This is a genomic window from Sphingomicrobium clamense (assembly GCF_019264355.1).
GTDB classification, from domain to species: Bacteria; Pseudomonadota; Alphaproteobacteria; order Sphingomonadales; family Sphingomonadaceae; genus Sphingomicrobium; species Sphingomicrobium clamense.
Window position 1 is genome coordinate 1,606,679 of record NZ_JAHVAH010000001.1, and the last position, 21,899, is coordinate 1,628,577.

Consider the following 21,899-nt stretch of genomic DNA (forward strand, 5'->3'; position numbering starts at 1 on the left):
AGATGCAATGAGGATCGCGATCGTTCGTTCACCCAAAGCCTATCTGCCGGAGGCCGACGCCTACAAACGCTATCTGACCGGGCGGGGCTTCGAGGCGCGATGCGTCGAGAGCCGGGACGAGCTGCAGGCAGACGAGACCGCCATCCTGTTCCGCTTCGAAGACCAGTTCGCGCGAAACCTCCGTGCCCGACGCCGCATCCACGAGGAGCATAATCTCCCCATCGGCTGGCGTGCGAAAGCCCGGGCCGTGGCAATGAAATTCGCTCCGGAGCCCCACGGCCTCATTCGGCTGGAGCAGGTCGCCGATCAGGCGCCGACAGGGCCCCAGCCCACGCTGGTTCGCCTGTGCGGAATCGACGAGGCGATCTTCGACACCAATCGCGTTTCGCATCCCGAATTCGATCTCGTCTATTGCGGTTCGCTCGAGCGTCCGGGCATGGCGACGATGCTCGAACGACTGGGCCGACGGGGCTTTACCATCGCCGTATATGGGCGCGTGCCTCCCGGGTGGCCGACTGCGAGATTGGCGGCGGCGGGTGTGAAGCTGTTCGGGAAGATCGCGCGCGATGACGTCCCAAAGGCCCTCTCAAACGCGCGAGCCGGGCTCAATTACACGCCCGATCACGGACCACTGCCCTTCCAGGAAAGCATCAAAACGCTCGAATATGTCGCCGCGGGCTTGCCGGTTGTTGCCAATTGCTATCCCTGGGCCGAGCGGTTTGCGAAGGAGCATGCAACGCAATTCCTGTGGATCGACGAGAAGATTGGCCCCGCAGACCTCGACCGCCTCGCGCCACCTGACGTCGACCTGACCGACCGCACCTGGCCCGCCTTGTTCGACCGAATTGGATTGATCGATTTCCTGACAGAGGTGTCGAAATGAGCCCCTGGTGGGTGATCTCCGACGCCCCGTGGCGCACGCGGCTGGCTGCGCTGATGTTTCCGGGATGCGCGGCAGCATGCGACGAGGAAGTCGACTGGGACCGCTTGGCCTACATCGTGGAGGCGCATCGCCTCGGGCCGTGGCTTCACCAGCGCGGCGTCGATGCGCCCGGAACATTGCGCGAGCAGTGGAGCGAGGCGGCGAACGTCGCAGCGATTCGCGCGCTACAGATGCAGCAGGATTTGCTCAACCTGCTCGACCTGCTCGAACCGCACGGCCTCGAACCGGTCGCACTCAAGGGTGTGCCGCTTTCGCTATTCGCCTACGACCAGCCGTGGCACCGACCGATGCGCGACATCGATCTGCTGTTCGCGGACCGGGCCGCAACCCTCGATGCCTGGAAGACGATGCTTGCGGCGGGCTATTCTCCCTACCGAGACCGAATCGGCGATGCGGAGGCGATCCTTGACGAGCGCCACCAGCTTCCGCCTATCTTATCACCCAACGGCCAAACGGTAATCGAACTTCACCAGCGCACAGGACACAGACGTGGGCCGGAAGCCCCTATGGCCAGCCAGTACCGCAATTTCCTCGGTCGCGATGCGCGCTTTCCGACTCCCGAAGCGCTACTATTGCATCTCGTCCGACATGCGGCGCGGGACCATCGTTTCGATAATGGGCCGCAGGTGCTGGTCGATATCGCCAGGGTCTTAAAGACCGAACGTATTGACGATGCCGTTCTCCGAGAGGCTGCGAGCGGCGAACGGCTTGAACGGCACATGGCGCTCCTGTTTGCGATGGCAGCCGACGCATTCCCGGAAACCAGAGTCCCCTCTCCTTTCGACATCGATGTGACGACCGACGCCAAGTCCCTCGCCTGGACGCTGATGACCAGCGATCCGGATGACCTTGCGCAGGCGCGCGACCGGGCCACGACGAAAAAGGCGGGATTCGGCCACCTTTCGCAACGCTTGCTCCCGTCGCCGAGACGGCTCGCGGCCGCGCAGGGAAAGGGCAATCCGCTCAAGCAATATGTCGCCCATTACCGACGCCTGCTGACCGAGCGTCTTCCGATCCTCGCCGGTTCGGGCCGACAGGACGAAGGCCTGGCAAAACTCGTCGACTGGCTGGGAGACTGAACGCTTGCAAAAATCTCCGCGAACACCGATCTCGCGCAGGAGGAGGGTGACATGACCGACCAAGCACTCGAAGCGGCGACGGCAATCGTCAGGGCCGCGCATGAAGCGCCGGAAAAACGGCCGACGATCGCGGGTTTCTTCGATGAGAATACTTACACCGTCACCTATGTCGTCCACGACGCCGAAACGAAACAGGCCGCGATCATCGACAGCGTGCTCGACTATGACCAGGCGTCAGGACGGACCGGTTTCGAAAGCGCCGAGCGCGTACTCGACTATGTCACAGAAAAAGGTCTCGAGGTCGAATGGGTCATGGAAACCCACGCGCATGCCGACCATTTGTCCGCTGCGCCTTATCTGCAGGAGAAGCTCGGCGGTAAGCTGGCGATCGGCAAGGACATTGTGCGCGTCCAGGACGTATTCGGAAAAATCTTCAATGCCGGTACCGACTTCGAGCGAGACGGGTCGCAATTCGACCACCTCTTCACCGACGGCGAACGATTTTCGATCGGAACGCTCGAGGGGATCGCGCTCCACGTTCCCGGCCACACGCCAGCCGATATGGCCTATATCGTCGGCGATGCAGCATTCGTCGGCGACACCATGTTCATGCCCGACTATGGGACCGCACGTGCCGACTTTCCTGGCGGTTGCGCGCGCCAGCTCTACCAGTCGATCCGGCGACTCCTCCAGCTTCCAGAGGAAACGCGCATTTTTCTGTGCCACGACTACAAGGCGCCTGGCCGCGACGACTATGCTTGGGAGAGCACGGTCGCGCTCCAGCGGGCGCACAACGTGCACGTCCATGACGGGGTGAGCGAGGACGAATTCGTCGAGATGCGGACCAGTCGCGACGCGACGCTCGCCATGCCGCAGCTCATCATGCCATCGGTGCAGGTCAATATCCGCGGTGGGCACCTGCCCGAGCCCGAGGATAATGGCGTGTCCTACATCAAGATTCCGGTCAACAAACTGTGATCCCGGGCTTCGAACATGCCGATCCGGTCGGCGGGCTGCTCGGTGGATTGCTGATCGGGTTGGCGGCCGCGCTCATGCTGCTCGGCGCCGGGCGTATCGCGGGCGTGTCGGGCATTGCCGCAAGGGCATCTGGACTCGCCGATAGCGGCATGGGGCGGGGATCGGCTCTCGCCTTCCTCGTCGGCCTGCCGCTCGGTGCGTTGTTAATTAGCCTGCTCGTCGATAAAACGCCGCCGAGCCTTTTCGACTGGCCCTTTCTCGTCGTCGCAGGGCTAATCGTCGGCTTTGGCACGCGGCTCGGGAGTGGCTGCACGAGTGGGCATGGCGTGTGCGGCATGAGCCGCCTTTCGGCCCGCTCGATCGTCGCGACGATCACTTTCATGGCCGCAGGCATCGCGACAGTAGCGGCGATGAACGCGCTGGGGCTGCCGTCATGAAGCGGCTCATCCCACTGCTCTCGGGCCTATTGTTCGGTGCTGGCCTCCATCTGGGCGGCATGACCGACCCAGCGCGCGTGCGCGGCTTTCTCGACCTGTTCGGCGACTGGGACTCGACGCTCGCCTTCGTAATGGGCGGCGCGCTGCTCGTGATGGCCTTCGTCTGGCCGCTTCAGCGCAAAATGGCGCGTCCATGGTTCGAAGATGGCTTTTCGCTGCCTACCAAGAGCGACCTCGACAGCAAGCTGATCGGTGGCGCGCTGTTGTTCGGCGTCGGATGGGGAATTGCCGGATTGTGCCCGGGACCGGGCTTTGCCGCCTTGGCGGTCGAGCCCGTGTCGGCGGCGATCTTCGTCGCGGCGATGCTGGGCGGCATGGCAGTCCACCGCGTGACGCTGGGTCGGTAAGCGATGGATTGGGGCTACTGGGTCTCGGGCGGGCTGTCGGGTGTCGTGATCGGGTTCAGCCTCGCGCTGATCGGCGGAGGCGGATCGATCCTGGCAGTGCCGTTGATGATGTATGTCGTCGGCGCTCCTGCGCCGCACATCGCAATCGGGACGAGTGCGCTGGCGGTCGCGGCGAATGCGGCGACGGGGCTTTGGAATCATGCGCGCAAGGGCAATGTCATCTGGAGCAGCGGTTTGCTGTTTGCGGGTGCTGGCGTTGTAGGAGCGTTCCTGGGATCGACGGGCGGGAAGGCGTTTGATGGGCAAAAGCTGTTGTTTTTGTTCGCGATTCTGATGATCGTCGTGGGCGTGCTGATGCTGCGGCGCAAAGGGGATGGCGGATCGCGGCCCGGAGCGCTGACCAAGGCCAATGCGCCCAAGGTGGGTGCGACGGGGATCGGCGCAGGGCTTGCGTCGGGCTTCTTCGGGATTGGCGGCGGTTTTCTGATCGTGCCCGGTCTCATCGCCTCGACCCGCATGGCAATGCTCAAGGCGGTGGGCACGAGCCTTGTCGGCGTGACCGCTTTCGGGCTCACCACCGCGCTCAACTATGCGCGCGACGGGCTGGTGGACTGGGCGCTGGCGGCGTTGTTCGTGGCGGGCGGATTTATCGGCTCGCTGCTCGGCACCCGCGCTGCGGCGCACCTTTCGTCCAAGGGCCAGCTGACCAAGGCATTTAGCGGCGTGATCTTCGTCATCGCCGCCTACATGCTTTATCGGTCGGGCAGCGAAGCCTTCTAGGCGCTATCCTTGGCGTTGCGATTGGCGGCGCGTTCGCGCATCGCATCGACCATCTTGGCAGGCTTGGGATCCTTATCGGGAACGGTGGGCCAGCCCTCACGCTGCTTCGCGCGGTCGCCATCGGTCTCTTCGGTCTGGTCGTGGAACAGGACGACCTGCGTATCGAACGGCATGTCGATGCCGGCCTTGGTCAGCGCGCCGGCAATCGCCTCGATCACGTCACTGCGGACCTTGGTTTCCTGGCTGCGTTCGGCATCGGTCCACCAGCGCGCGCGCAACGTGATCCAGCTGGCATCGAGCGAGGAGACCAGCACCTGTGCAGGCCGCGCGGTAAGCACGCCTTCGACCGACTTGATCGCTTCGAGCATCGTTTCCTTGGCGGTCGCAATGTCGTCGCCATAGCCAATGCCGACATCATATTCGCTGCGGCGGATGTCGTAGGCGGTCATGACCTTGAGCGGGTCGGAATAGATTTGGCTGTTGGGGATGATGACGCGGCGATTATCGAAAGTGCGAATGAAGGTCGCGCGCGTCTCGATCGCCTCGACACGTCCCGAAAAGTCGCCGCTCTCGATCTCGTCGCCCACCTTGAAGGGCTGGCGGATGAGGATCATGATCCCGGCCAGCAGGTTCTGGAAGATGTCCTGGAAGGCGAAGCCGATCGCGAGCCCGCCGATGCCTAGGCCCGAGATGAGCTGTCCCGGGGTCAGCGACGGGAGGATCACCGTAAGCGCGACGAACAGGCCGATGATCATGATGGCGTAGAAGGCCAGCCGCGCGAAGACGGTCGACAGCGTGCTGGTCTCATCGTCGCCAAATTTGGCGCGCTTCATGGCTGAGCGCACCGTGCGCGCGATCAGCCAGAAGACCAAAAAGACGACGATGCCGATGGCAATCTTGGGAAGGGCGGCGAAGAAGCCATCGATGATCCCATCGATGGTTTCCCAGCTCTCGTTGATGTCAGCATCGACCTGCTGAAGGGTGTTTGGAGTGTCGCTCATGTTCATGGGCAACGGGGCGCGGGCGAAGTTCGTTCCCACTCCGCCCGCGCGTTTTTGGCCGTTAGCTGTCGGAAACGGCCTTCACATTGTCCTCCGAACGGCGGTCGATGTAGCGATTATAGGGGTCGATCCCGACGTAGGATGGCCGCTTGTCGCTCATCAGCACATATTCGGTCTTCCCGCCCTCGACGGTCCGCGTTTCCATGACGAGGACGTCCTCGGACGAGAATTCATCGAAGCCCGGACGATCGGTGAAAAGGCCGATCTCGATCGGTTCGGACATGGTGACTTTCGTTTCCTTGCCCTTGCCGTTCGCCTCATATTTTGCGGCCTCGACGGTGAAGGTGGTTTGCCAGCGGCCGTCGACCTCTTTGGTGTCGACATCCCCGACCTTGAGGTCGAACAGCACGATCTTCTCGAACAGGTCGGTGATCAGCCGCTGCTCTTCCTCGCTCTCAGCGACGGCGCGCAGCTCTGCGACGAAATCGAGCGAACGGTGATAGGGCGCGCCCTTGAACTTCCACTTGTCGATGAAGCTGGCGAAGGCGCGATTGACGCGGTCCTCGCCCATGCGGTGGGCAAGCAGCGCGAGCACATGGCCGCCCTTGCGATAGTGGATGTAGGACTGGTTCTCCATCCGGATGAGCGGCAATTCCTCATTGGTCTCGCCCTTGCGACCCGAAAGGTAGCGGTCGAGCTCGAACTTCAGGAAGCGACGCATCTGGTCCTCGCCGAGCAACGACTTCATGACCATTATCGCCGAGTAGCTGGCCATCGTCTCCGTGGTCAGCGCATCGCCTTGCATCCCTGCGCCGATGACCTGGTGCGCCCAATACTGGTGCGCCAATTCGTGTGCGATGACGTAGGTGATGAAGTCGGTGTCGGTCTCCCCGATCTTGGTCGTGAACCCGATCGCCTCGGAATAGGGCATGGTACCCGCGTACGCCTGCGCGAAGCTCGCGTAGCCCGGGAATTCGACGATGCGGGCATGGTCGAATTGATAGGGTCCGAAATTCTCCTGATAATAGCCGAGCGATGCCTCCATCGCGTCGAGCATCCGTTCGACATTCCAGTCATGCTCGTCGTGATAATAGACGGACAGCTTGATGCCTTCGAAATCGCGCTCAGCGACTTGGTAGTCCGCCGACTGGATCGAGAAGAAGTTGAGGATCGGCGCGGGGCTGACGAAACGTGCCACGCGGCGGTCGCCTTCGATCTCGTCGGAGACCTTGTTGCCGGGCGCCAGCGGCACCTGGTCGGCATCGGTCGAGAGGGTGATGTCGCTCATCACCCAGTCCATCGCCAGCGCATTCTTGTTGGTCGCCGACATGTCCTCGAGCTTCGCAGGGCGCAATTCGTCGGGCAGGCCCTGGCGACGACGGGCCTGACGGTCGCTGAGCATGCCCGAGCGATCCATGCCGAGCACCGGCGTGAAGGAGCGGTTGTTGATGAAGCTGGCATCGGGCGTGATGCTGGTCGCCGCGCCGGTCGCGCGGAACCCTCGATACCAGACACGCGAGTTGAAGGTCAGCTCCGACGTCTCGCCCGGCTGGAGTGGCGTATCGAACTCGTAGATGCGCACTCCAAATTCTTCGTCATGGGACTTCAGCGAGGCGCCGGCGACGTCGAGCGTGTCATATTCCACATCGAAGCTACCCTCGCGCACCCACAATTCGGGGATTGCCTCGTCCGTGTCGTTGACCAGCGCGTAGCGGCCCTCGACCTTGAGACGGCGATCGTCGGGGAAGAGGTCGACGTCGAGCTTCACGTCGGTGACGATCGGTTGGACGACATCCTCATATTTGAGATATTTCTTCTCGTAATCGGCGAGCAGTTTCTCGTTCTCGTCGCTGGTGCGATACTCGTTGAGCACCTTGATATTGTGGTGGGCAAAGGCGCCCAGCGAGACGATCGAGACGAGCGCGACGGCGAAGATGGCAAGCACGCTCTTGCTGGCGCCGCTATTGCGGAGCCGCTTGAAGCGCGACTTGAGCGCGAGGTCGGTACCGCGCGGCCACAAGAGATGCGCCACGAGCGCCAGCACCACCGCCCATGCCGCCCAATAGGCCTGCATGATGCGCGCGCCGAATTCGAACGGGGCCGGGTCGACCATGTCGGACAAGGGGACCGACGGGCCCGCACCATAAATGTAGAGCGGGTTGGTGTAGCCCCAGCTCGACAGGACGATCGTACCGAGGAACCAAGCGAGGATGAGGCCCCAGCCGACATATTTGTTGGGGCTCAGCACCTGGATGACGACTGCGAGTACCGCGATCAACGCCGCGTCGACTGCTGCGGGCAGAATAAACCACCCAATATAGCGGCCGATGCCGAGATCGGGGGCGCCGGCGGTCAGCTGGTAGAGCAGGCCAGTGAGCATGCCCGAGACGTTGACCAGGACGATCACGAGGAAGACCGCGATGATCTTCGGCAGGGTCATGGCCCAGGCCGGGACCGGGGCACTGTCGACGATCTCGCCAAGCTTGTGGTCGCGTTCGCGCCACACCGTCTCGCCGCCGTAGAAGGCCGCGATGATGAGGATGAAGATCGCGAAATTGTCGCGCACCTGCGAGATGGTGTCGGCAACGGTGGCATAGTTGCCCGCGCCGTAGAGCTGGTTGCCGCCCCACAGCGCACTGGCGGTGAAGCCGACCGCGATGAGCATGAGGATCAAGAGTCCGGGGCTGCGTAGGATCAGCTTCACCTCGACCCGCAGGCGGGCGACGAATTGCGACCAGGCGCTGATCGATCCGTCCTTGGCGGTGATCGATGCGCCGCCACGGGTCGGCTCGATGCTGGCGAACTTCTCTTCTTTCGCCTTGGCCTTGGCGAGCTTCTTCAGCTTCCGCTTCGAGGCGGGCTTTTCCGACAGGCTGAAGCGCCACATGGTGATGGCGAGGAAGACCATGCCGAGAATAATCACGAAGACGCGATTGAACAGCATCAGCCCGGCGAGCGGGACGAGGCGGTTATTCTGTTCGAACGCGGTCCAGTAGCGCGTGGCCTCACCGAATGCGCCCATGCCAAGCGGCTCGAACCGCGCGAAGGTCGGGCGCAGGTCGGGATTGCCGCCCGCGACCGACGTGACGATAAGATAGCCGACCACGAAGCCGACCACACCGATATAGGTCCACATCATCGAGCGGGTGAGCGTCGCGAGCATGAACAGGAAGGCGCTGGCAATGAAGATGTTGGGCAGCGCCATCGTGAGATAGGGCCAGAGATAGTAAGTCGCGTTCTGCGGCCCGACGAGCTCGGCATCGACCCAAGGCATCAGCGTGCCGATGAAGGCACCCAGCGGGACGATCAGGAAGCCGAGCGCGGCGGCACCGTAGCCACCGAGGAAGCGGCCGAGCACCATCTGCCGCTCGGTCACCGGGGTCGCGCGCACGATCGGGGCGTAGCCGGTCGTGTCGTCGCGGATGATCGCGTTTGCGACGAAGGCGGTGACGACCATCAGGTAGAAGATCGAGGCCGCGCCCGTCAGGACGTGAAGTGACCAGGGCGAGTTCTCCTTGAGCGCCCCGCCCGCGTTGATCTGGACGTTATCCGACGCGGTAAGCCCGAAACCGAGGAGGAAAAAAATGAGCAAGGCGACCCAAAAGGTCGGGCTCTTCATGTGGTAGCGCAGCTCGAAGCCGGCGATCTTGGCGATCATGATACTGTCTCCGGGTTCGAGCTTCAGGCGGCGCGGCGCACGTCGGCGAGCGTGGCGAAATAGACGTCTTCGAGACCACCCTGCACGGGCTCGTAGCCGGCGGGCTGGGTGTCGGAGAGGACATGGACGATGGTCTTGCCCGCGAAGAGGCGGGTCGAGATGACTTCGTGCTGCTCGCGCACGGCGTCGACCTGGTCGTGATCGACCGTGGTCTTCCAGACCCGGCCGCGCGTCTCGGCAATAAGGTCGGCGGGCTTGCCCTCCAGCTGGACCTGACCGTTGGCGAGCACCGACATTTGCGGGCACAGGTCGTCGACGTCGTCGACGATGTGGGTCGAGAGGATCACGACCTTCTCGTCGCCGATGCCGGCGAGGAGGTTGAGGAAGCGGTTGCGTTCTTCGGGATCAAGGCCCGCAGTGGGCTCGTCGACGATGATGAGGTCGGGATCGCCGATCAGCGCCTGGGCGATGCCGAAGCGCTGGCGCATCCCGCCCGAGAAGCCGGCGATCGACTTGCCGCGCACGGCCCACAGGTTGGTCTGCTCGAGGAGCGTTTCGACGACGGCCTTGCGCTCGCTGCGCGCGGAGATGCCCTTGAGGACCGCCATGTGGTCGAGCATGTCGTAGGCGGAAACGCGCGGGTAAACGCCGAAGTCCTGGGGCAGGTAGCCGAGGCGACGGCGCAGCGCGTCGGGGTCCTTGAGGACGTCGAGATTCCCGAAGTGCACCTCGCCTTCGCTCGGCGTCTGGAGCGTGGCGACGATGCGCATGAGCGTCGACTTGCCCGCACCGTTGGGGCCCAGCAAGCCATACATGCCGCGCGGAATGTCGAGATTGACGCCAGAAAGCGCCTTGGTCCCGTTGGGATAGGTATGGCTGAGATTCTCGATGGTGAGCATGAAGGGTCCCCGGTTCTTGGCGTATTAGTGTTGCAACACACTTATGGCGATCCGCAGCGTAATTCAAGGGCAATGAATAGGTGCGCTTTTTGCAACCCACTTGCCATTGCCCGCGCGCCAAGCCATCGAAGGCACTCACCGCAAGGAGCCTTACCGTTGAGCCTGCCCCCGATCCTGCAGAATCTGCGCATCCCCGTCATCGGTGCGCCGTTGTTCATCATCTCGCACCCCGCGCTGGTCATTGCGCAGTGCAAGGCCGGGGTCGTCGGGAGTTTTCCCGCGCTCAACGCCCGCCCCGCGAGCCAGCTTGACGAGTGGTTGCACGAGATTACCGAGGCGCTCGACAAGCATAATGCGGAGAACCCGGACCAGCCGGCGGCGCCGTTCGCGGTCAACCAGATCGTCCATCCGACGAACGTGCGCTTCGAAGAGGACATGCAGATTTGCGAAAAGCACAAGGTGCCGATCGTCATCACGTCGCTGGGCGCGCGCGAGGAGCTGAATACCGCGGTGCATGGGTGGGGCGGCATCACGCTGCACGACATCATCAACAACCGCTTCGCGAAGAAAGCGCTGCAAAAGGGTGCGGACGGGCTGATCGCGGTCGCGGCGGGCGCAGGCGGGCATGCGGGCAAGATTTCGCCCTTCGCGCTGATCCAGGAAATCCGCGAATTTTTCGACGGGCCGCTGATCCTTTCGGGCGCGATCGCGCGCGGCGACGCGGTGCTCGCGGCGCAAGCGATGGGCGCAGACCTCGCCTACATCGGCTCCCCATTCATCGCCACGCACGAGGCGCGTGCGGTCGACGAATATAAGGAAGAGATCGTCAATTCGGGCGCCGACGACATCGTCGCCTCGTCGCTCTTCACCGGCATTCACGGAAATTACCTCAAAGGCCCGATCCGGCGCGCCGGCATGGACCCGGACAATTTGCCAGAGGCCGATCCGAGCAAGATGAATTTCGACGGCGCGAAGGCGTGGAAGGATATCTGGGGTTCGGGCCAGGGCATCGGCGCGATCAAGGAGATTGTCGGCGCGGGCGATCTGGTCGCCCGCATGGCCGAAGAGTATCGCGCCGCCCAAGAGCGGATCTGCGCCTAGTTCTGGTCGTAGAGGCCGCGCTCGAGGCGGCCCATGAGCGCGCGCGCGGGACTTTCGGCAGGCATCTCCGCAACCTGGCCTTCGTCGAGGCGCTTCACGCGCTCGTAGAGGTCGGCGCTTTGCGCGATCAGCCGCTGGGCGATCGGGGGCAGCGTCTTCACGACGTCCATGTCGCTTTCGTTGGCATGACCGAGGCGACGCTCGGGACGACGCCCGTCATGGCCTGAAATCTCGCCGCTTTCGACCGCACGCTGGGTCAGGAGCCAGGCGACGATATGCATGATTCGCGTAGTGACCTTGAGGGATTCACAGGCGAAGCCCACTCGCGCGAACGGTTCGAGCGATTGGCGCTCTTCGCGACCGGCCGTATCGAAATAGGCACGCGCCTCGTCTGCAAGCAGCATGGCTTCGGTATAAAGCTGCTCGATCAGGCGCGGCGTGATGCGCGAAGATTCGTGATCCTGCTGTTCCATTTCTCTCGTTTGCCACAGAACGTCCTGCCACCCAACGGGTGAAAAGCGACTTAAGACGCACCTGTCCCCTCGCGGGACAGGCGGGAACCGGTCAATTTCAGGCGATGATGTCGGGGGTGGAGTTGTCGAGCAACCGCTCGATTTCGTCCTTGAGGTGCAATTTCTGCTTCTTGAGACGCGCCAATTCCATCTGGTCGACATTGCCCGCCTCGCGCAATCGCTCGATTTCCTCGTCGAGTCGCCGGTGCTGGACCTTGAGGGCTGCGATCAGTTCGGACGGATCGTCGTCGTTCATGCGCGGATGATACGCCTCCCATACCCCACTGTCATCCGCGATCTTCCGCCATTTACGGTGAAGCGACGGGTTCCATCGCCAACACTGCGTGCCGGGGAGGTTACAAATGGCGCGATTCGTGATTTACTATGCGTCTCTTCAATCCGAACCGGAAAGGAAGTCCGATGGAGAAAGCCCAAGTCGAGGCACTCGAAAAGAAACACCACGCTCTTCACGATCAGATCGACACGGAAGAGCATCGAGTACACCCCGACGAGGATTTGATTCACCGACTTAAGAAAGAGAAACTACGGCTCAAGGACATGATGGCGGGGCATTAGAGCCCCCGGAACGAGCCAAGAAAAAAGGCCGGCACTCCGAAGGGAGGCCGGCCTTTTTCGTTGGCGTCTTGCCGACTTAGTCGGTGCGCTCGTCGCGGCTGACGCGTTCGGTGCGCTCGTGCTTTTCCTGCGCTTCGAGAGTCATGGTCGCGATCGGACGGGCTTCAAGGCGGGCCAGCGAGATCGGGTCGCCGGTCACTTCGCAATAGCCATATTCGCCTTCGTAGAGGCGACGGATCGCAGCATCGATCTTGGCGATCAGCTTGCGCTGGCGGTCGCGGGTGCGCAGTTCGAGCGACCAGTCGGTCTCGCTCGACGCGCGGTCGGCAAGGTCGGGTTCGCGCAGCGAGTCGACCTGAAGCTGGGCCATCGTGGCGCGGCTTTCCTCGACGATCGTCTCTTTCCAGTCCTTGAGCTTTGCGAGGAAGTAGGCGCGCTGCTGCACCCCCATGAATTCTTCCTTTTCGGACGGGCGATATCCCTCGTCCAGGACCAGTTCGTCGAACTTTTCGACGCCATTGAGATCATTGAGAGCCGTAGCCAAAAGTACCTCCCCACGCTCGCACTCGCCACAGCCGCGAAGAGCCATTCCAGCGCAGCCGGCGAGGCCTAAAAAAGCAGGTTTTCCGGATACTTGCGTTGGGCAAACCTGCGCCCCGAGGCTCCTGTACATAAACGATAGATCATTAACAAGCGCTGACGTTTGCAAGGTTAACGTTTCACCGAGAATGTGTTGCGGAGATCACGCACCGATACGGTGTCGCAAAGCCGTAACGAGCGCGTGCTTGCGGGAAAAGCGTCCAAGCGGGCATGAGGGCGACATGCGAATACTTCTGACCAACGACGACGGCATCCACGCACCGGGACTCGAAGTTCTCGAACGACTCGCGGCGCCATTGGCGAGCGAGCTGTGGATCGTCGCGCCCGCCGAGGAGCAGTCGGGCGCCGGCCACAGCCTGACGCTCCACTCGCCCCTGCGGATCCGCAAACATGGCGAGAAGCGCTACTCGGTCACGGGAACGCCGACCGATGCCGTGATGCTTGCGCTTGGCAAGCTGATGAAGGGCAACTGGCCCGACCTCATCCTGTCGGGCGTCAATCGCGGCGCCAATCTGGGCGAGGACATCACCTATTCGGGTACCGTGTCGGCAGCGATGGAGGGCGCGCTGGCAGGGGTGCCGTCGATCGCGCTGAGCCAGGTCATGAACCGCGACGACCTCTCGCTCGGCTTTGCCGCGGCCGAGGCGCACGGACCTGAGTTGCTCGAGAAGCTGATCAAGGCGCTCCCCGAGAAGCGCATGCTCACCAACGTCAACTTCCCCGCATGCGCGCCTGAGGACGTGCAAGGCACGATCGCGTGCCAGCAGGGCTTTCGCGACTATCTACGTCTCGACGTCGACGAGCGCACCGATCCGCGCGGTTTCCGTTACTACTGGTTCGGGCTGGGCCCCTCCGAAGAGACGCCGGGCCACCGCACCGATCTCGAGCGCGTGACCGACAATTATATCGCTGTGACGCCGCTCCATCTCGACCTGACCCATTATCCCTCGATCGAGCGATTGGCGGGGGTGCTGGACGCGAACGAGCAAAGCAAATAGGGCGACGTCATGAAAATCACTCTCATCGGCACCGGCTATGTCGGCCTCGTTTCGGGCACCTGCTTTGCGGACTTCGGCCACGACGTCACCTGTTTCGACAAGGATCATGGCAAGATCGAGAGCCTCGAAAAGGGCATCATCCCGATCTACGAGCCCGGGCTGGAACAGCTGGTCGCGCAGAACCGCGAGCGCGGACGCTTGCGGTTCACGACTGACCTGGCCGAGGCGCTCGAGGGCAGCGAGGCTATCTTCATCGCGGTCGGCACGCCCTCGCGGCGCGGTGACGGCCATGCCGATCTCACCTTCGTTTACGAAGCGACGCGCGAACTGGCGCCAATGCTCAAGAAACCTGTCGTGGTGGTCACCAAGTCGACCGTGCCGGTCGGCACGGGGGATGAGATTGCGCGCATCCTGAAGGAAGAAGGCGCGCCCGAGGGAACGAGCGTCGCCTCCAACCCCGAATTCATGCGCGAGGGCGCGGCGATCGCCGACTTCAAGCATCCCGACCGCATCCTGATCGGTGCCGAGGACGAGCGCGCGCGCGACGTGCTCAAGGAAATCTACCGCCCACTCTTCCTAAACCGGGCGCCAATGCTGTTCACGTCGCGGCGGACGGCAGAGCTGACCAAATATGCCGCCAACGCCTTCTTGGCGACCAAGATCAGCTTCATCAACGAAATGGCCGACCTGTGCGAAGCGGTCGGGGCGGACGTCCAGGACGTCGCGCGCGGTATCGGGCTCGACAACCGGATCGGGCCCAAGTTCCTCCATGCCGGCCCCGGATTCGGCGGCAGCTGTTTCCCGAAAGATACGCTGGCGCTTCTGCGCACCGCCGAAGAAGCGGGTGTGGTCAACCGGATTGTCACGTCGGTGGTCGAGGTCAACGAGACCCGCAAGAATGCCATGGTCGACCGGGTTGCCAAGGCGCTCGGCGGCAGTGTCGAGGGCAAGCGGGTCGCAGTGCTGGGCCTGACTTTCAAGCCCAACACGGACGACATGCGCGATGCGCCGTCCATCCCATTGGTCAAGGCTCTGGTCGAACAAGGCGCACAGGTCGCGGCATTCGATCCGGTCGGCATGGACGAGGCGCGCAAATTGCTGCCCGACGGCGTCCACTATGGCGACAGCGCGGTCGAGATCGTCAAGGACGCCGATGCGTTGGTCATCGTGACCGAATGGGACGAATTCCGCGCACTTGACCTCGCCAGGATCAAGGACAGCATGCGCGGCAATGCGCTCATCGACTTGCGCAATATCTACGAGACCCAGGAAGCCGAGCGGGCGGGCCTCGCTTACTATCCGGTCGGTCGTTAGGCGACGGGCAGTTCGAGTTTGAAGGCGGGAATGTCGGCGGTGATCATCGACCCGTCGGCGGACACCAGCTTGTAGTGCCCTTCCATCGAGCCGCTCTCCGCCTCGAGCGGGCAGCCCGAAACATAGTCATAGTCGCCGCCCGGCGGGATGACCGGCATGTCGCCGACGACGCCCTCACCCGAGACCTCGACGACGATGCCGTTGGCATCCTCGATCTTCCAGTGGCGAGCGATGAGCTGGACCGGCTGGTCGCCGTCATTCTCGACCCGGATATGGTAGGACCAAAACCAACGCTGGTCGGCGGGGCTCGACTGTTCGGGCAGGTAGCTGACCGAGACGCGCACGGTGAGCGCACCGGTCGTTTTCGCGTATGGGAAGAGGATGGAGCTGGCGCTCTTCTGTCGGCCTTCGGTCATGACCCGACAATAGACGTCAGGCGGCAGCGTGCAAGCGGTTGAGGAGGCGCTCACGCGCATCGGCCAGCCGCGCGTTGCGGTCGACGAGGATATGCTGGTCGAGGAAATGACCGGTGAGCGCGAGGCCGTCGAGGATTTGTGGGAGCGGTGCGCTGCCGCCCTCGACCAGGAATGGAGGAAGCGGAAGGAGTTGGCCCTTATAGGGCTCGGCGGCGGCGGCACTGACGGCCCTACCTGTCTTGGGACTGACGACAGCGAGATTGCCGACCTCACCGGTGACGGCGCACGCATCGAGGTCGAGCCCGAAGCCGAGTTCCTTGAGCAGCAGCAATTCATAGCGGACGAGCGCGGTGCCCCATTTCGAGGCGGCGGGCGCGTTTTCGATAGCGTCGAACAGCGCCGACAGCGCGGCGTGGAGGCGCGGGAATGGCTGTTCTTCAGGCAGCGCGGACGCGGTCAGCGCGCTAACCCAGGCGATGGCGGCGGCAGGGAGCGGCTCGGTCAGAAGCGGGCCGCGGCTGTGCGAGAGCTCGATGCTGCCTTGCGCCAGTTGGGTGTCGTTGCGAGCGGTCAGCTCGGCCTTCACGACGTTGCCTGCGAGGAGGACGGGGCCGAGACGACGTCCGCGCGCGCCGCGCACGTAGGCGGCGACCAGCCCCTTCTCCTCGCTCATCATGCGTACGATCGCCCCATGTTCGCCGTGCGGGCGGGTGGCGAGGATCAGGGCGTCGAGCTGGATCCTCACGTCAGCCGCGCGGGTGGAAATAGTCGTGGATCTGGCGCGCAATGGCCTTCGAAATGCCGGGCGCGCGTTCGAGGTCTTCGATCGCCGCGCCCTTCACCGCCTTGGCCGTGCCGAAATGCATCAGCAGCGCACGTTTGCGGGTCGGGCCGATCCCCGGCACGTCATCGAGCGAGGAGCCGGTGAAGCTCTTCGCGCGCTTGGCGCGGTGGGTGCCGATGGCGAAGCGGTGGGCCTCGTCGCGCAGCCGTTGGAGGTAGAAGAGCAGCGGCGAATTAGTCGGCAGCGTCAGCTCGCGCCCGTCGGGAAAGTGGAATACCTCCCTGCCCTCGCGGCCATGGTGCGGCCCCTTGGCGACCCCGACGACGGGCACGTCCTCGATCCCGGCATCGGCCATGATTTCCATGACGGCGGAAAGCTGACCCCTGCCGCCGTCGATCAGGATAAGGTCGGGCCAGTCGCCCTTCTCGCGATCCGGATCCTCCTTGGCGAGGCGCGCGAAGCGGCGGGTCAACACTTCCTTCATCATGCCGGAATCGTCGTCAGTGGCGGCGGATTTGATGTTGAACTTGCGATAGTTGTTCTTGCGGAAGCCCTCGGGGCCCGCGACGATCATCGCGCCCGTCGCCGCCGTGCCCATAATGTGGCTGTTATCGTAGACTTCGATGCGGTCGGGCGGGCCGTCCAGTTCGAACTTGTCGGCCAGCTCACGCAGCAGTTTGGCCTGCGTCGTGCTCTCAGCCATGCGGCGGTCGAGCGCTTCTTCGGCGTTGCGCTGCGCCTGTTCGACCAGCTTGCGCCGCGCGCCGCGCTGCCCTTTCGAGACCTCGACCTTGCGGTCTGCCCGTTCGCCCAGCGCTTCGGCGATCAACGCGGCTTCGGGCAGGTCGCGGTCGACGAGGATTCGACCCGGCGGCGGCACTTCCTCGTAGAATTGCATCAGGAAGTCGCTCAGCACTTCCTCTGCGTCCATGTCCTTGGCGGCCTTGGGAAAGAAGCTGCGGTGGCCCCAATTCTGGCCGCCACGGATGAAGAAAGCCTGGACGCAGGTCTGGCCCGCCTTCTGCGCCATGGCGAAGACGTCCCCGTCACCCAACCCCTCGGCGTGGATGGTCTGCGACCCTTGCACATAGGTCAGCGCGCGCAGGCGGTCGCGATAGACGGCGGCAAGCTCGTAATCCTGTTTTTCAGCGGCAGCGGCCATTTGCTCGCCGAGCTTCTTCTGCACGCCGGTCGACTTGCCCGCGAGGAACAGCTTCGCGTCGGCGACGAGCTCGGCATAATCCTCCTTGGAAATGCGATCGACGCACGGGGCCGAGCAGCGGCGGATCTGGTAGAGCAGGCAGGGCCGGTCGCGATTGGCGAAGTAGCTGTCCGAGCAGCTGCGCAGCAGGAACAGTTTCTGGAGCGCGTTGAGCGTGCGGGTCACCGAGCCTGCGCTGGCGAACGGTCCGTAATAATCGCCGATGGGCCGACGGCGCCCGCGATGCTTGCGCACCTGCGGGAAGTCATGATCGTTGCGCAGCAAGATGAAAGGGAAGCTTTTGTCGTCGCGCAGCAGCACGTTGTAGGGTGGTCGGAAGCGCTTGATCAGTTGCGCCTCGAGCAACAGCGCCTCGGCCTCGGTGCGGGTCGTCACGATGGTCATGTCGCGGGTTTGCGACACCATTCGTTGGAGACGGTTGGAGAGATTGGCGACCTGCGTGTAATTGATCACGCGCGACTTCAGCGCCTTGGCCTTGCCGACATAGAGCACGTCACCGCGCGCATCGAGCATTCGATAGACACCGGGCCGGGCGGGCAGCGTCTTGTGGACGTTGCGGATCGCCGCGACACCCGCCTCGAGGTCGGGCTGGTCGGCGCCTTTCACCGTATAGGTCGCGCGCTCCTCGTTGAAGCGCTCTTCCGAGCGGGGGGTATCGGGACGATCGGCTTTGCTCACGCCTCCATAACTAGGAAGCCGAGCGCGAAGTTGCGAGGGTTATTGCGCCGGCGCGGTGACCCGGACCCAATCCACAAACATGGCGGGCTCGCCGCGCTTGATCGCGTCAACCGTTTCCTGCGGCAGGCCTACATAAGGTTCGTCGACGATCCCGTTGACCTTGCGCGGATAGGCGCCGCCGACGGCAAAATTGAGGATCAGGTACATCGGATTATCGAACCGCCAGTCGTCGATATATTCGATCATCGGGCGCGTGACGCGGAAAGCCACATCACCGTCGACGTCGAATACGATCTCGTCCTTCGACCATTCGACGCCATAGACGTGCCAGCCGGTCACACTCTCACCATCGCGGAAATAGTAGCGGTTCACCGGCCCCTGGTCGCCCGAATAGCCGGTGCCGTGGACGGCGACCCCGATCCAGTCCTTCTCCCCGACATATTCGAGTATGTCGATTTCGCCCTTGGACGGCCAGTCGCCGTCGCCGAGCAACCACCAGGCGGGCCAGACGCCTTCATGGTCGGTGAGGCGGATTCGCGCTTCCGCGCGACCATATTGAAATTCGAAATTGTCGCGCGTGTCGATGCGGCCCGAGATAAAATCTTCCTCGCGCACGCCGGGTACCTTCACGCCCTCGAAATAGCGCGGCTGCAGGACGAGCGCGCCACCCTCAGCACCCGGGACCTCGGTCGAGATGTAGATCGTTTCCTTGAGGTCGACATAGACCTGTTCCTCGTCATTCACCCAAAAGTCGGGGCCCTCGACGTTCCATTTGGTCCGATCGAGTTCTGCGGCATCGAAGCCGTCTTCGAACAGGACCGCGCGTTCGCCAGGGTTGGCAGCGAGAAAAACGGCGGAAAGAAGCGTGAAAAGCATGCCAGGCCCCGAAGTCTGTGAACGTTCACAGTCTTCCTAGGTCAAAGCTTCAAGCTTGTCACGCCGCCTGCTTGGCGCCCTCTTCGTCCGACAGCATCCAGTCCACCGCGGACCGGGCATGAAGCTCGGTCGTGTCGAACACCGGGAGGACATTGGCGCGCGGATCGACCGCGAGAACCAGTTCGGTGCAGCCGAGCACCACCGCGTCGACCTTGGCCCGGTCGAGTTCGGTGAACAGTGTCTTGAACGCACGCTGGCTGTCGCGCCGCACGACGCCCTTGGCGAGCTCGTCGAAGATGATGCGGTCGACCGTCGCGATCCAGTCGGGGGCGATTGGGACGACATCCAGCCCGGCGTCTTCGTAGGGTGTGCGACCGAAATCTTCGATCATGGTGTAACGCGTGCCGAGCAACGCGATGCGGCGATGCCCGGCTTTCTTGAGCGCAGCGATGGTCGGGTCGGCGATCGGGAGCAGCGGCAGGCCCGTCGCGCGCGCAACGGCGGGACCGTAGCGATTGGTCGTGTTGGATGCGATCAGGATGGCTTCCGCGCCTGCCGACAACAACGACAGGCCAGCCGCGACGATCAGCTTTTCGGCCTCGTCGGTCTTCCCCTTCATCTGAAGCGCGGCATAGGGCGCAAGATCGAGGCTTTCGAGCACCAGGCGAGCGCTGTGCAGCCCGCCCATGCGGCGCGCCACCAGCGTATTGATATGATCGTAATAGAGGCGGGTGCTGTTCCAGCTCGTGCCGCCAATAATGCCTAGCTTCTTCAAAGCCCTCTCCCCGATACGCGCCCACAACCGGGGGCACCGGCTGGGGGCTTCAACCCAGAAACGATTTCGCGACTCCCGTCAGTCGAGAGCCTTCACAATCTCCTCGACCATTTTCTTCGCGTCCGCAAGGAGCATCATGGTCGTGTCCTTGAAAAATAACTCATTTTCGACGCCGGCATAGCCCGCACCGCCCATCGACCGCTTGATAAACAGCGTCGTGCGCGCCTTGTCGACGTCGAGCACGGGCATGCCGTAAATGGGCGACGTCTTGTCAGTCTTGGCCGACGGATTGGTGACGTCGTTCGCGCCGATCACGAAGGCGACGTCGGCCTGCGCGAAGTCGCTATTGATGTCCTCCAACTCGAAGACCTCGTCATAGGGCACGTTGGCCTCGGCCAGCAGCACGTTCATGTGGCCAGGCATGCGGCCGGCGACGGGATGGATGGCATATTTCACCTCCACGCCCTGTTCCTTGAGCATGTCGGCCATTTCCTTGAGCGCGTGCTGCGCCTGCGCGACCGCCATGCCGTAGCCCGGCACGATGATGACACGGTCGGCCTGTTGGAGCAGGAAGGCGGCGTCGTCGGCGCTACCCGCCTTGTAAGGGCGGTCGATCGCCGGCGCGCCATCGCTGGCCCCTCCCCCGCTATCCTGGCCAAAGCCGCCGGCGATGACCGAGATGAAGCTGCGGTTCATGGCGCGGCACATGATGTAGGACAGGATTGCGCCCGAACTGCCGACCAACGCGCCGGTGATGATCATCGCCGTGTTCCCGAGCGTGAAGCCCATCGCCGCGGCGGCCCAGCCCGAATAGCTGTTGAGCATCGACACGACGACCGGCATGTCGGCGCCGCCGATCGGGATGATCAGCAGGAAGCCGACGAGGAAGGCGAGCGCGACGAGCGTCGGGAACATCCAGCCAGGGATCGGGTCAGTCATTGCGAACAATGCGGTGATGACCAGGATCGCGCCGAGGATGCCGAAGTTGATGACATGGCGCGCGGGCAGCAAGATGGGCGCGCCCGACATGTTGCCGTTGAGCTTCGCGAAGGCGATGACCGATCCGGAGAAGGTGACCGCGCCGATGGCGGCACCCACCCCCATCTCCACGCGGCTGATTGGGTCGATGATGAAGCGCGGCATGGGCCCGGAGGCGACTTCCTTGAGCAGGTCGAACGCGCCGGGGTTCGCGTAGGCCGCAGCCGCGACCAGCACGGCGGCAAGGCCCACGAGGCTGTGGAAGGCAGCAACGAGTTGCGGCATCGCGGTCATGGCGATGCGGCGCGCGATGGTCAGGCCGATCAGTGCACCGAGACCGATGGCGATGCCGACTTCTAGCAGCGAGGCGATCTCGTGGCTGACCAGCGTGGTGACGACCGCGATGGCCATGCCGCCCATGCCGTACATATTGCCGCGGCGGCTACTTTCGGGGCTCGAAAGGCCGCGGAGCGCGAGGATGAAGCAAACCCCGGCGACGAGGTAGGCGAGAAGGACCCAGGCGGGGACGGCGGCCGCGCCGGCAGCGATGAGGAGCGTCACTATTTACGCTCCTTTTTCTTGTACATAGCGAGCATTCGCTGCGTTACCGCGAAGCCGCCGAAAATGTTGATCGAGGCGAGGAAGACCGCGACGAGGCCGAGCCACTTGGCGACCTCGTTCCCTGCTGCGACCGCGGCGATCAGGCCGCCGACGATGATGACCGAAGAAATGGCGTTGGTGACGGCCATCAATGGTGTGTGCAGCGCCGGAGTCACCGACCAGACCACGTAATAGCCCACGAAACAGGCCAGTACGAAGATGGATAGGATGGAAATAAAGTCCATTGCGGCCCCCCGATACTCGTCCGAATTCCCTTGATGGCAAGG

Annotated in this window: 23 protein-coding genes; 10 read left to right on the forward strand and 13 right to left on the reverse strand. The window is 63.3% G+C overall.

The genetic code is table 11. The features are described 5' to 3' along the window. Positions 1 to 7: 7 nt before the first annotated feature. Genes KTQ36_RS08285 through KTQ36_RS08310 form a run of 6 tightly spaced genes read left to right on the forward strand, consistent with a single transcriptional unit; the run spans position 8 to position 4,624 of the window. A complete protein-coding gene (locus KTQ36_RS08285; protein ID WP_218633207.1) occupies positions 8 to 883 on the forward strand; it encodes a glycosyltransferase family protein in 876 nt (291 codons plus the stop codon). Next, positions 880 to 2,022: a nucleotidyltransferase family protein gene (locus KTQ36_RS08290; protein ID WP_218633208.1), complete on the forward strand. Its 1,143-nt coding sequence runs from the start codon at positions 880 to 882 to the stop codon at positions 2,020 to 2,022. Before KTQ36_RS08285 ends, KTQ36_RS08290 begins: the two co-directional genes overlap by 4 nt. Positions 2,023 to 2,073: 51 nt before the next feature. Then, the gene (locus tag KTQ36_RS08295) at positions 2,074 to 3,000 is read left to right on the forward strand and encodes an MBL fold metallo-hydrolase (protein WP_218633209.1); all 927 of its coding nucleotides are present in this window, start codon (positions 2,074 to 2,076) and stop codon (positions 2,998 to 3,000) included. Beyond that, the gene (locus KTQ36_RS08300; protein WP_218633210.1) at positions 2,997 to 3,437 is read left to right on the forward strand and encodes a YeeE/YedE family protein; all 441 of its coding nucleotides are present in this window, start codon (positions 2,997 to 2,999) and stop codon (positions 3,435 to 3,437) included. The genes KTQ36_RS08295 and KTQ36_RS08300 overlap by 4 nt, the downstream gene beginning before the upstream one ends. Then, positions 3,434 to 3,844, forward strand: a complete 411-nt coding sequence (locus KTQ36_RS08305) for a DUF6691 family protein (RefSeq protein ID WP_218633211.1) — start codon at positions 3,434 to 3,436, stop codon at positions 3,842 to 3,844. Before KTQ36_RS08300 ends, KTQ36_RS08305 begins: the two co-directional genes overlap by 4 nt. 3 nt (positions 3,845 to 3,847) lie before the next feature. After that, positions 3,848 to 4,624, forward strand: a complete 777-nt coding sequence (locus KTQ36_RS08310) for a sulfite exporter TauE/SafE family protein (RefSeq protein ID WP_218633212.1) — start codon at positions 3,848 to 3,850, stop codon at positions 4,622 to 4,624. Here the strand turns inward: KTQ36_RS08310 and KTQ36_RS08315 are convergent. The 3 genes from KTQ36_RS08315 to KTQ36_RS08325 form a co-directional block, all read right to left on the reverse strand. Continuing rightward, entirely contained in the window at positions 4,621 to 5,625 is a 1,005-nt protein-coding gene (locus KTQ36_RS08315) for a mechanosensitive ion channel family protein (RefSeq protein ID WP_218633213.1), read from the reverse strand. The genes KTQ36_RS08310 and KTQ36_RS08315 overlap by 4 nt on opposite strands. Positions 5,626 to 5,686: 61 nt before the next feature. After that, positions 5,687 to 9,283, reverse strand: coding sequence for an ABC transporter permease/M1 family aminopeptidase (locus tag KTQ36_RS08320; RefSeq protein ID WP_218633214.1), 3,597 nt, complete (start codon positions 9,281 to 9,283; stop codon positions 5,687 to 5,689). Between the two features lie 23 nt (positions 9,284 to 9,306). Beyond that, the gene (locus tag KTQ36_RS08325; RefSeq protein ID WP_218633215.1) at positions 9,307 to 10,182 is read right to left on the reverse strand and encodes an ABC transporter ATP-binding protein; all 876 of its coding nucleotides are present in this window, start codon (positions 10,180 to 10,182) and stop codon (positions 9,307 to 9,309) included. A gap of 156 nt (positions 10,183 to 10,338) precedes the next feature. Between KTQ36_RS08325 and KTQ36_RS08330 the strand changes: the two genes are divergently transcribed. After that, positions 10,339 to 11,283: an NAD(P)H-dependent flavin oxidoreductase gene (locus KTQ36_RS08330; protein ID WP_218633216.1), complete on the forward strand. Its 945-nt coding sequence runs from the start codon at positions 10,339 to 10,341 to the stop codon at positions 11,281 to 11,283. Here the strand turns inward: KTQ36_RS08330 and KTQ36_RS08335 are convergent. Then, positions 11,280 to 11,756 carry a DUF1465 family protein gene (locus tag KTQ36_RS08335; protein WP_218633217.1) on the reverse strand — a complete coding sequence of 159 codons (477 nt, stop codon included), beginning with the start codon at positions 11,754 to 11,756 and terminating at the stop codon, positions 11,280 to 11,282. The genes KTQ36_RS08330 and KTQ36_RS08335 overlap by 4 nt on opposite strands. 97 nt (positions 11,757 to 11,853) lie before the next feature. Then, positions 11,854 to 12,051, reverse strand: a complete 198-nt coding sequence (locus tag KTQ36_RS08340) for a YdcH family protein (RefSeq protein WP_218633218.1) — start codon at positions 12,049 to 12,051, stop codon at positions 11,854 to 11,856. A gap of 164 nt (positions 12,052 to 12,215) precedes the next feature. Here KTQ36_RS08340 and KTQ36_RS08345 point away from each other — a divergent pair, with 164 nt between their 5' ends. Continuing rightward, positions 12,216 to 12,371 carry a YdcH family protein gene (locus KTQ36_RS08345; protein ID WP_218633219.1) on the forward strand — a complete coding sequence of 52 codons (156 nt, stop codon included), beginning with the start codon at positions 12,216 to 12,218 and terminating at the stop codon, positions 12,369 to 12,371. 76 nt (positions 12,372 to 12,447) lie between these two features. Here the strand turns inward: KTQ36_RS08345 and dksA are convergent, their stop codons facing one another. Continuing rightward, a complete protein-coding gene (gene dksA, locus KTQ36_RS08350; RefSeq protein WP_218633220.1) occupies positions 12,448 to 12,915 on the reverse strand; it encodes an RNA polymerase-binding protein DksA in 468 nt (155 codons plus the stop codon). Positions 12,916 to 13,192: 277 nt separating this feature from the next. Here dksA and surE point away from each other — a divergent pair, with 277 nt between their 5' ends. Next, entirely contained in the window at positions 13,193 to 13,969 is a 777-nt protein-coding gene (gene surE / locus KTQ36_RS08355; protein WP_218633221.1) for a 5'/3'-nucleotidase SurE, read from the forward strand. A gap of 9 nt (positions 13,970 to 13,978) precedes the next feature. Then, positions 13,979 to 15,283 carry a UDP-glucose dehydrogenase family protein gene (locus KTQ36_RS08360; RefSeq protein ID WP_218633222.1) on the forward strand — a complete coding sequence of 435 codons (1,305 nt, stop codon included), beginning with the start codon at positions 13,979 to 13,981 and terminating at the stop codon, positions 15,281 to 15,283. Here the strand turns inward: KTQ36_RS08360 and apaG are convergent. The 7 genes from apaG to KTQ36_RS08395 form a co-directional block, all read right to left on the reverse strand. Further along, the gene (gene apaG / locus KTQ36_RS08365; protein ID WP_218633223.1) at positions 15,280 to 15,699 is read right to left on the reverse strand and encodes a Co2+/Mg2+ efflux protein ApaG; all 420 of its coding nucleotides are present in this window, start codon (positions 15,697 to 15,699) and stop codon (positions 15,280 to 15,282) included. The genes KTQ36_RS08360 and apaG overlap by 4 nt on opposite strands. Positions 15,700 to 15,715: 16 nt before the next feature. Next, complete coding sequence (recO, locus tag KTQ36_RS08370; protein ID WP_218633224.1) at positions 15,716 to 16,444, reverse strand: DNA repair protein RecO; 729 nt, start codon at positions 16,442 to 16,444, stop codon at positions 15,716 to 15,718. A 1-nt stretch (position 16,445) separates the two neighbouring features. Then, positions 16,446 to 18,383, reverse strand: a complete 1,938-nt coding sequence (gene uvrC, locus KTQ36_RS08375) for an excinuclease ABC subunit UvrC (protein ID WP_218633225.1) — start codon at positions 18,381 to 18,383, stop codon at positions 16,446 to 16,448. A 39-nt stretch (positions 18,384 to 18,422) separates the two neighbouring features. After that, positions 18,423 to 19,259: a glycoside hydrolase family 16 protein gene (locus KTQ36_RS08380; RefSeq protein ID WP_218633226.1), complete on the reverse strand. Its 837-nt coding sequence runs from the start codon at positions 19,257 to 19,259 to the stop codon at positions 18,423 to 18,425. 58 nt (positions 19,260 to 19,317) lie between these two features. Then, positions 19,318 to 20,034: an aspartate/glutamate racemase family protein gene (locus tag KTQ36_RS08385; RefSeq protein ID WP_218633227.1), complete on the reverse strand. Its 717-nt coding sequence runs from the start codon at positions 20,032 to 20,034 to the stop codon at positions 19,318 to 19,320. A gap of 78 nt (positions 20,035 to 20,112) precedes the next feature. Beyond that, positions 20,113 to 21,573, reverse strand: coding sequence for an NAD(P)(+) transhydrogenase (Re/Si-specific) subunit beta (locus KTQ36_RS08390; RefSeq protein WP_345777691.1), 1,461 nt, complete (start codon positions 21,571 to 21,573; stop codon positions 20,113 to 20,115). Next, positions 21,573 to 21,857, reverse strand: coding sequence for an NAD(P) transhydrogenase subunit alpha part 2 (locus tag KTQ36_RS08395; RefSeq protein WP_218633228.1), 285 nt, complete (start codon positions 21,855 to 21,857; stop codon positions 21,573 to 21,575). Before KTQ36_RS08395 ends, KTQ36_RS08390 begins: the two co-directional genes overlap by 1 nt. Between the last annotated feature and the right edge of the window lie 42 nt (positions 21,858 to 21,899).

Bases quoted from the DNA above. Each gene is read 5' to 3' on its own strand.
- KTQ36_RS08285 (WP_218633207.1), top strand. From the start codon at position 8: ATGAGGATCGCGATCGTTCGTTCACCCAAAGCCTATCTGCCGGAGGCC.
- KTQ36_RS08315 (WP_218633213.1), bottom strand. From the start codon at position 5,625: ATGAGCGACACTCCAAACACCCTTCAGCAGGTCGATGCTGACATCAAC.
- KTQ36_RS08295 (WP_218633209.1), top strand. From the start codon at position 2,074: ATGACCGACCAAGCACTCGAAGCGGCGACGGCAATCGTCAGGGCCGCG.
- KTQ36_RS08340 (WP_218633218.1), bottom strand. From the start codon at position 12,051: ATGAACGACGACGATCCGTCCGAACTGATCGCAGCCCTCAAGGTCCAG.
- KTQ36_RS08380 (WP_218633226.1), bottom strand. From the start codon at position 19,259: ATGCTTTTCACGCTTCTTTCCGCCGTTTTTCTCGCTGCCAACCCTGGC.
- apaG (WP_218633223.1), bottom strand. From the start codon at position 15,699: ATGACCGAAGGCCGACAGAAGAGCGCCAGCTCCATCCTCTTCCCATAC.
- KTQ36_RS08335 (WP_218633217.1), bottom strand. From the start codon at position 11,756: ATGGAACAGCAGGATCACGAATCTTCGCGCATCACGCCGCGCCTGATC.
- KTQ36_RS08345 (WP_218633219.1), top strand. From the start codon at position 12,216: ATGGAGAAAGCCCAAGTCGAGGCACTCGAAAAGAAACACCACGCTCTT.
- KTQ36_RS08290 (WP_218633208.1), top strand. From the start codon at position 880: ATGAGCCCCTGGTGGGTGATCTCCGACGCCCCGTGGCGCACGCGGCTG.
- surE (WP_218633221.1), top strand. From the start codon at position 13,193: ATGCGAATACTTCTGACCAACGACGACGGCATCCACGCACCGGGACTC.
- KTQ36_RS08325 (WP_218633215.1), bottom strand. From the start codon at position 10,182: ATGCTCACCATCGAGAATCTCAGCCATACCTATCCCAACGGGACCAAG.
- KTQ36_RS08310 (WP_218633212.1), top strand. From the start codon at position 3,848: ATGGATTGGGGCTACTGGGTCTCGGGCGGGCTGTCGGGTGTCGTGATC.
- KTQ36_RS08360 (WP_218633222.1), top strand. From the start codon at position 13,979: ATGAAAATCACTCTCATCGGCACCGGCTATGTCGGCCTCGTTTCGGGC.
- KTQ36_RS08320 (WP_218633214.1), bottom strand. From the start codon at position 9,283: ATGATCGCCAAGATCGCCGGCTTCGAGCTGCGCTACCACATGAAGAGC.
- KTQ36_RS08305 (WP_218633211.1), top strand. From the start codon at position 3,434: ATGAAGCGGCTCATCCCACTGCTCTCGGGCCTATTGTTCGGTGCTGGC.
- KTQ36_RS08395 (WP_218633228.1), bottom strand. From the start codon at position 21,857: ATGGACTTTATTTCCATCCTATCCATCTTCGTACTGGCCTGTTTCGTG.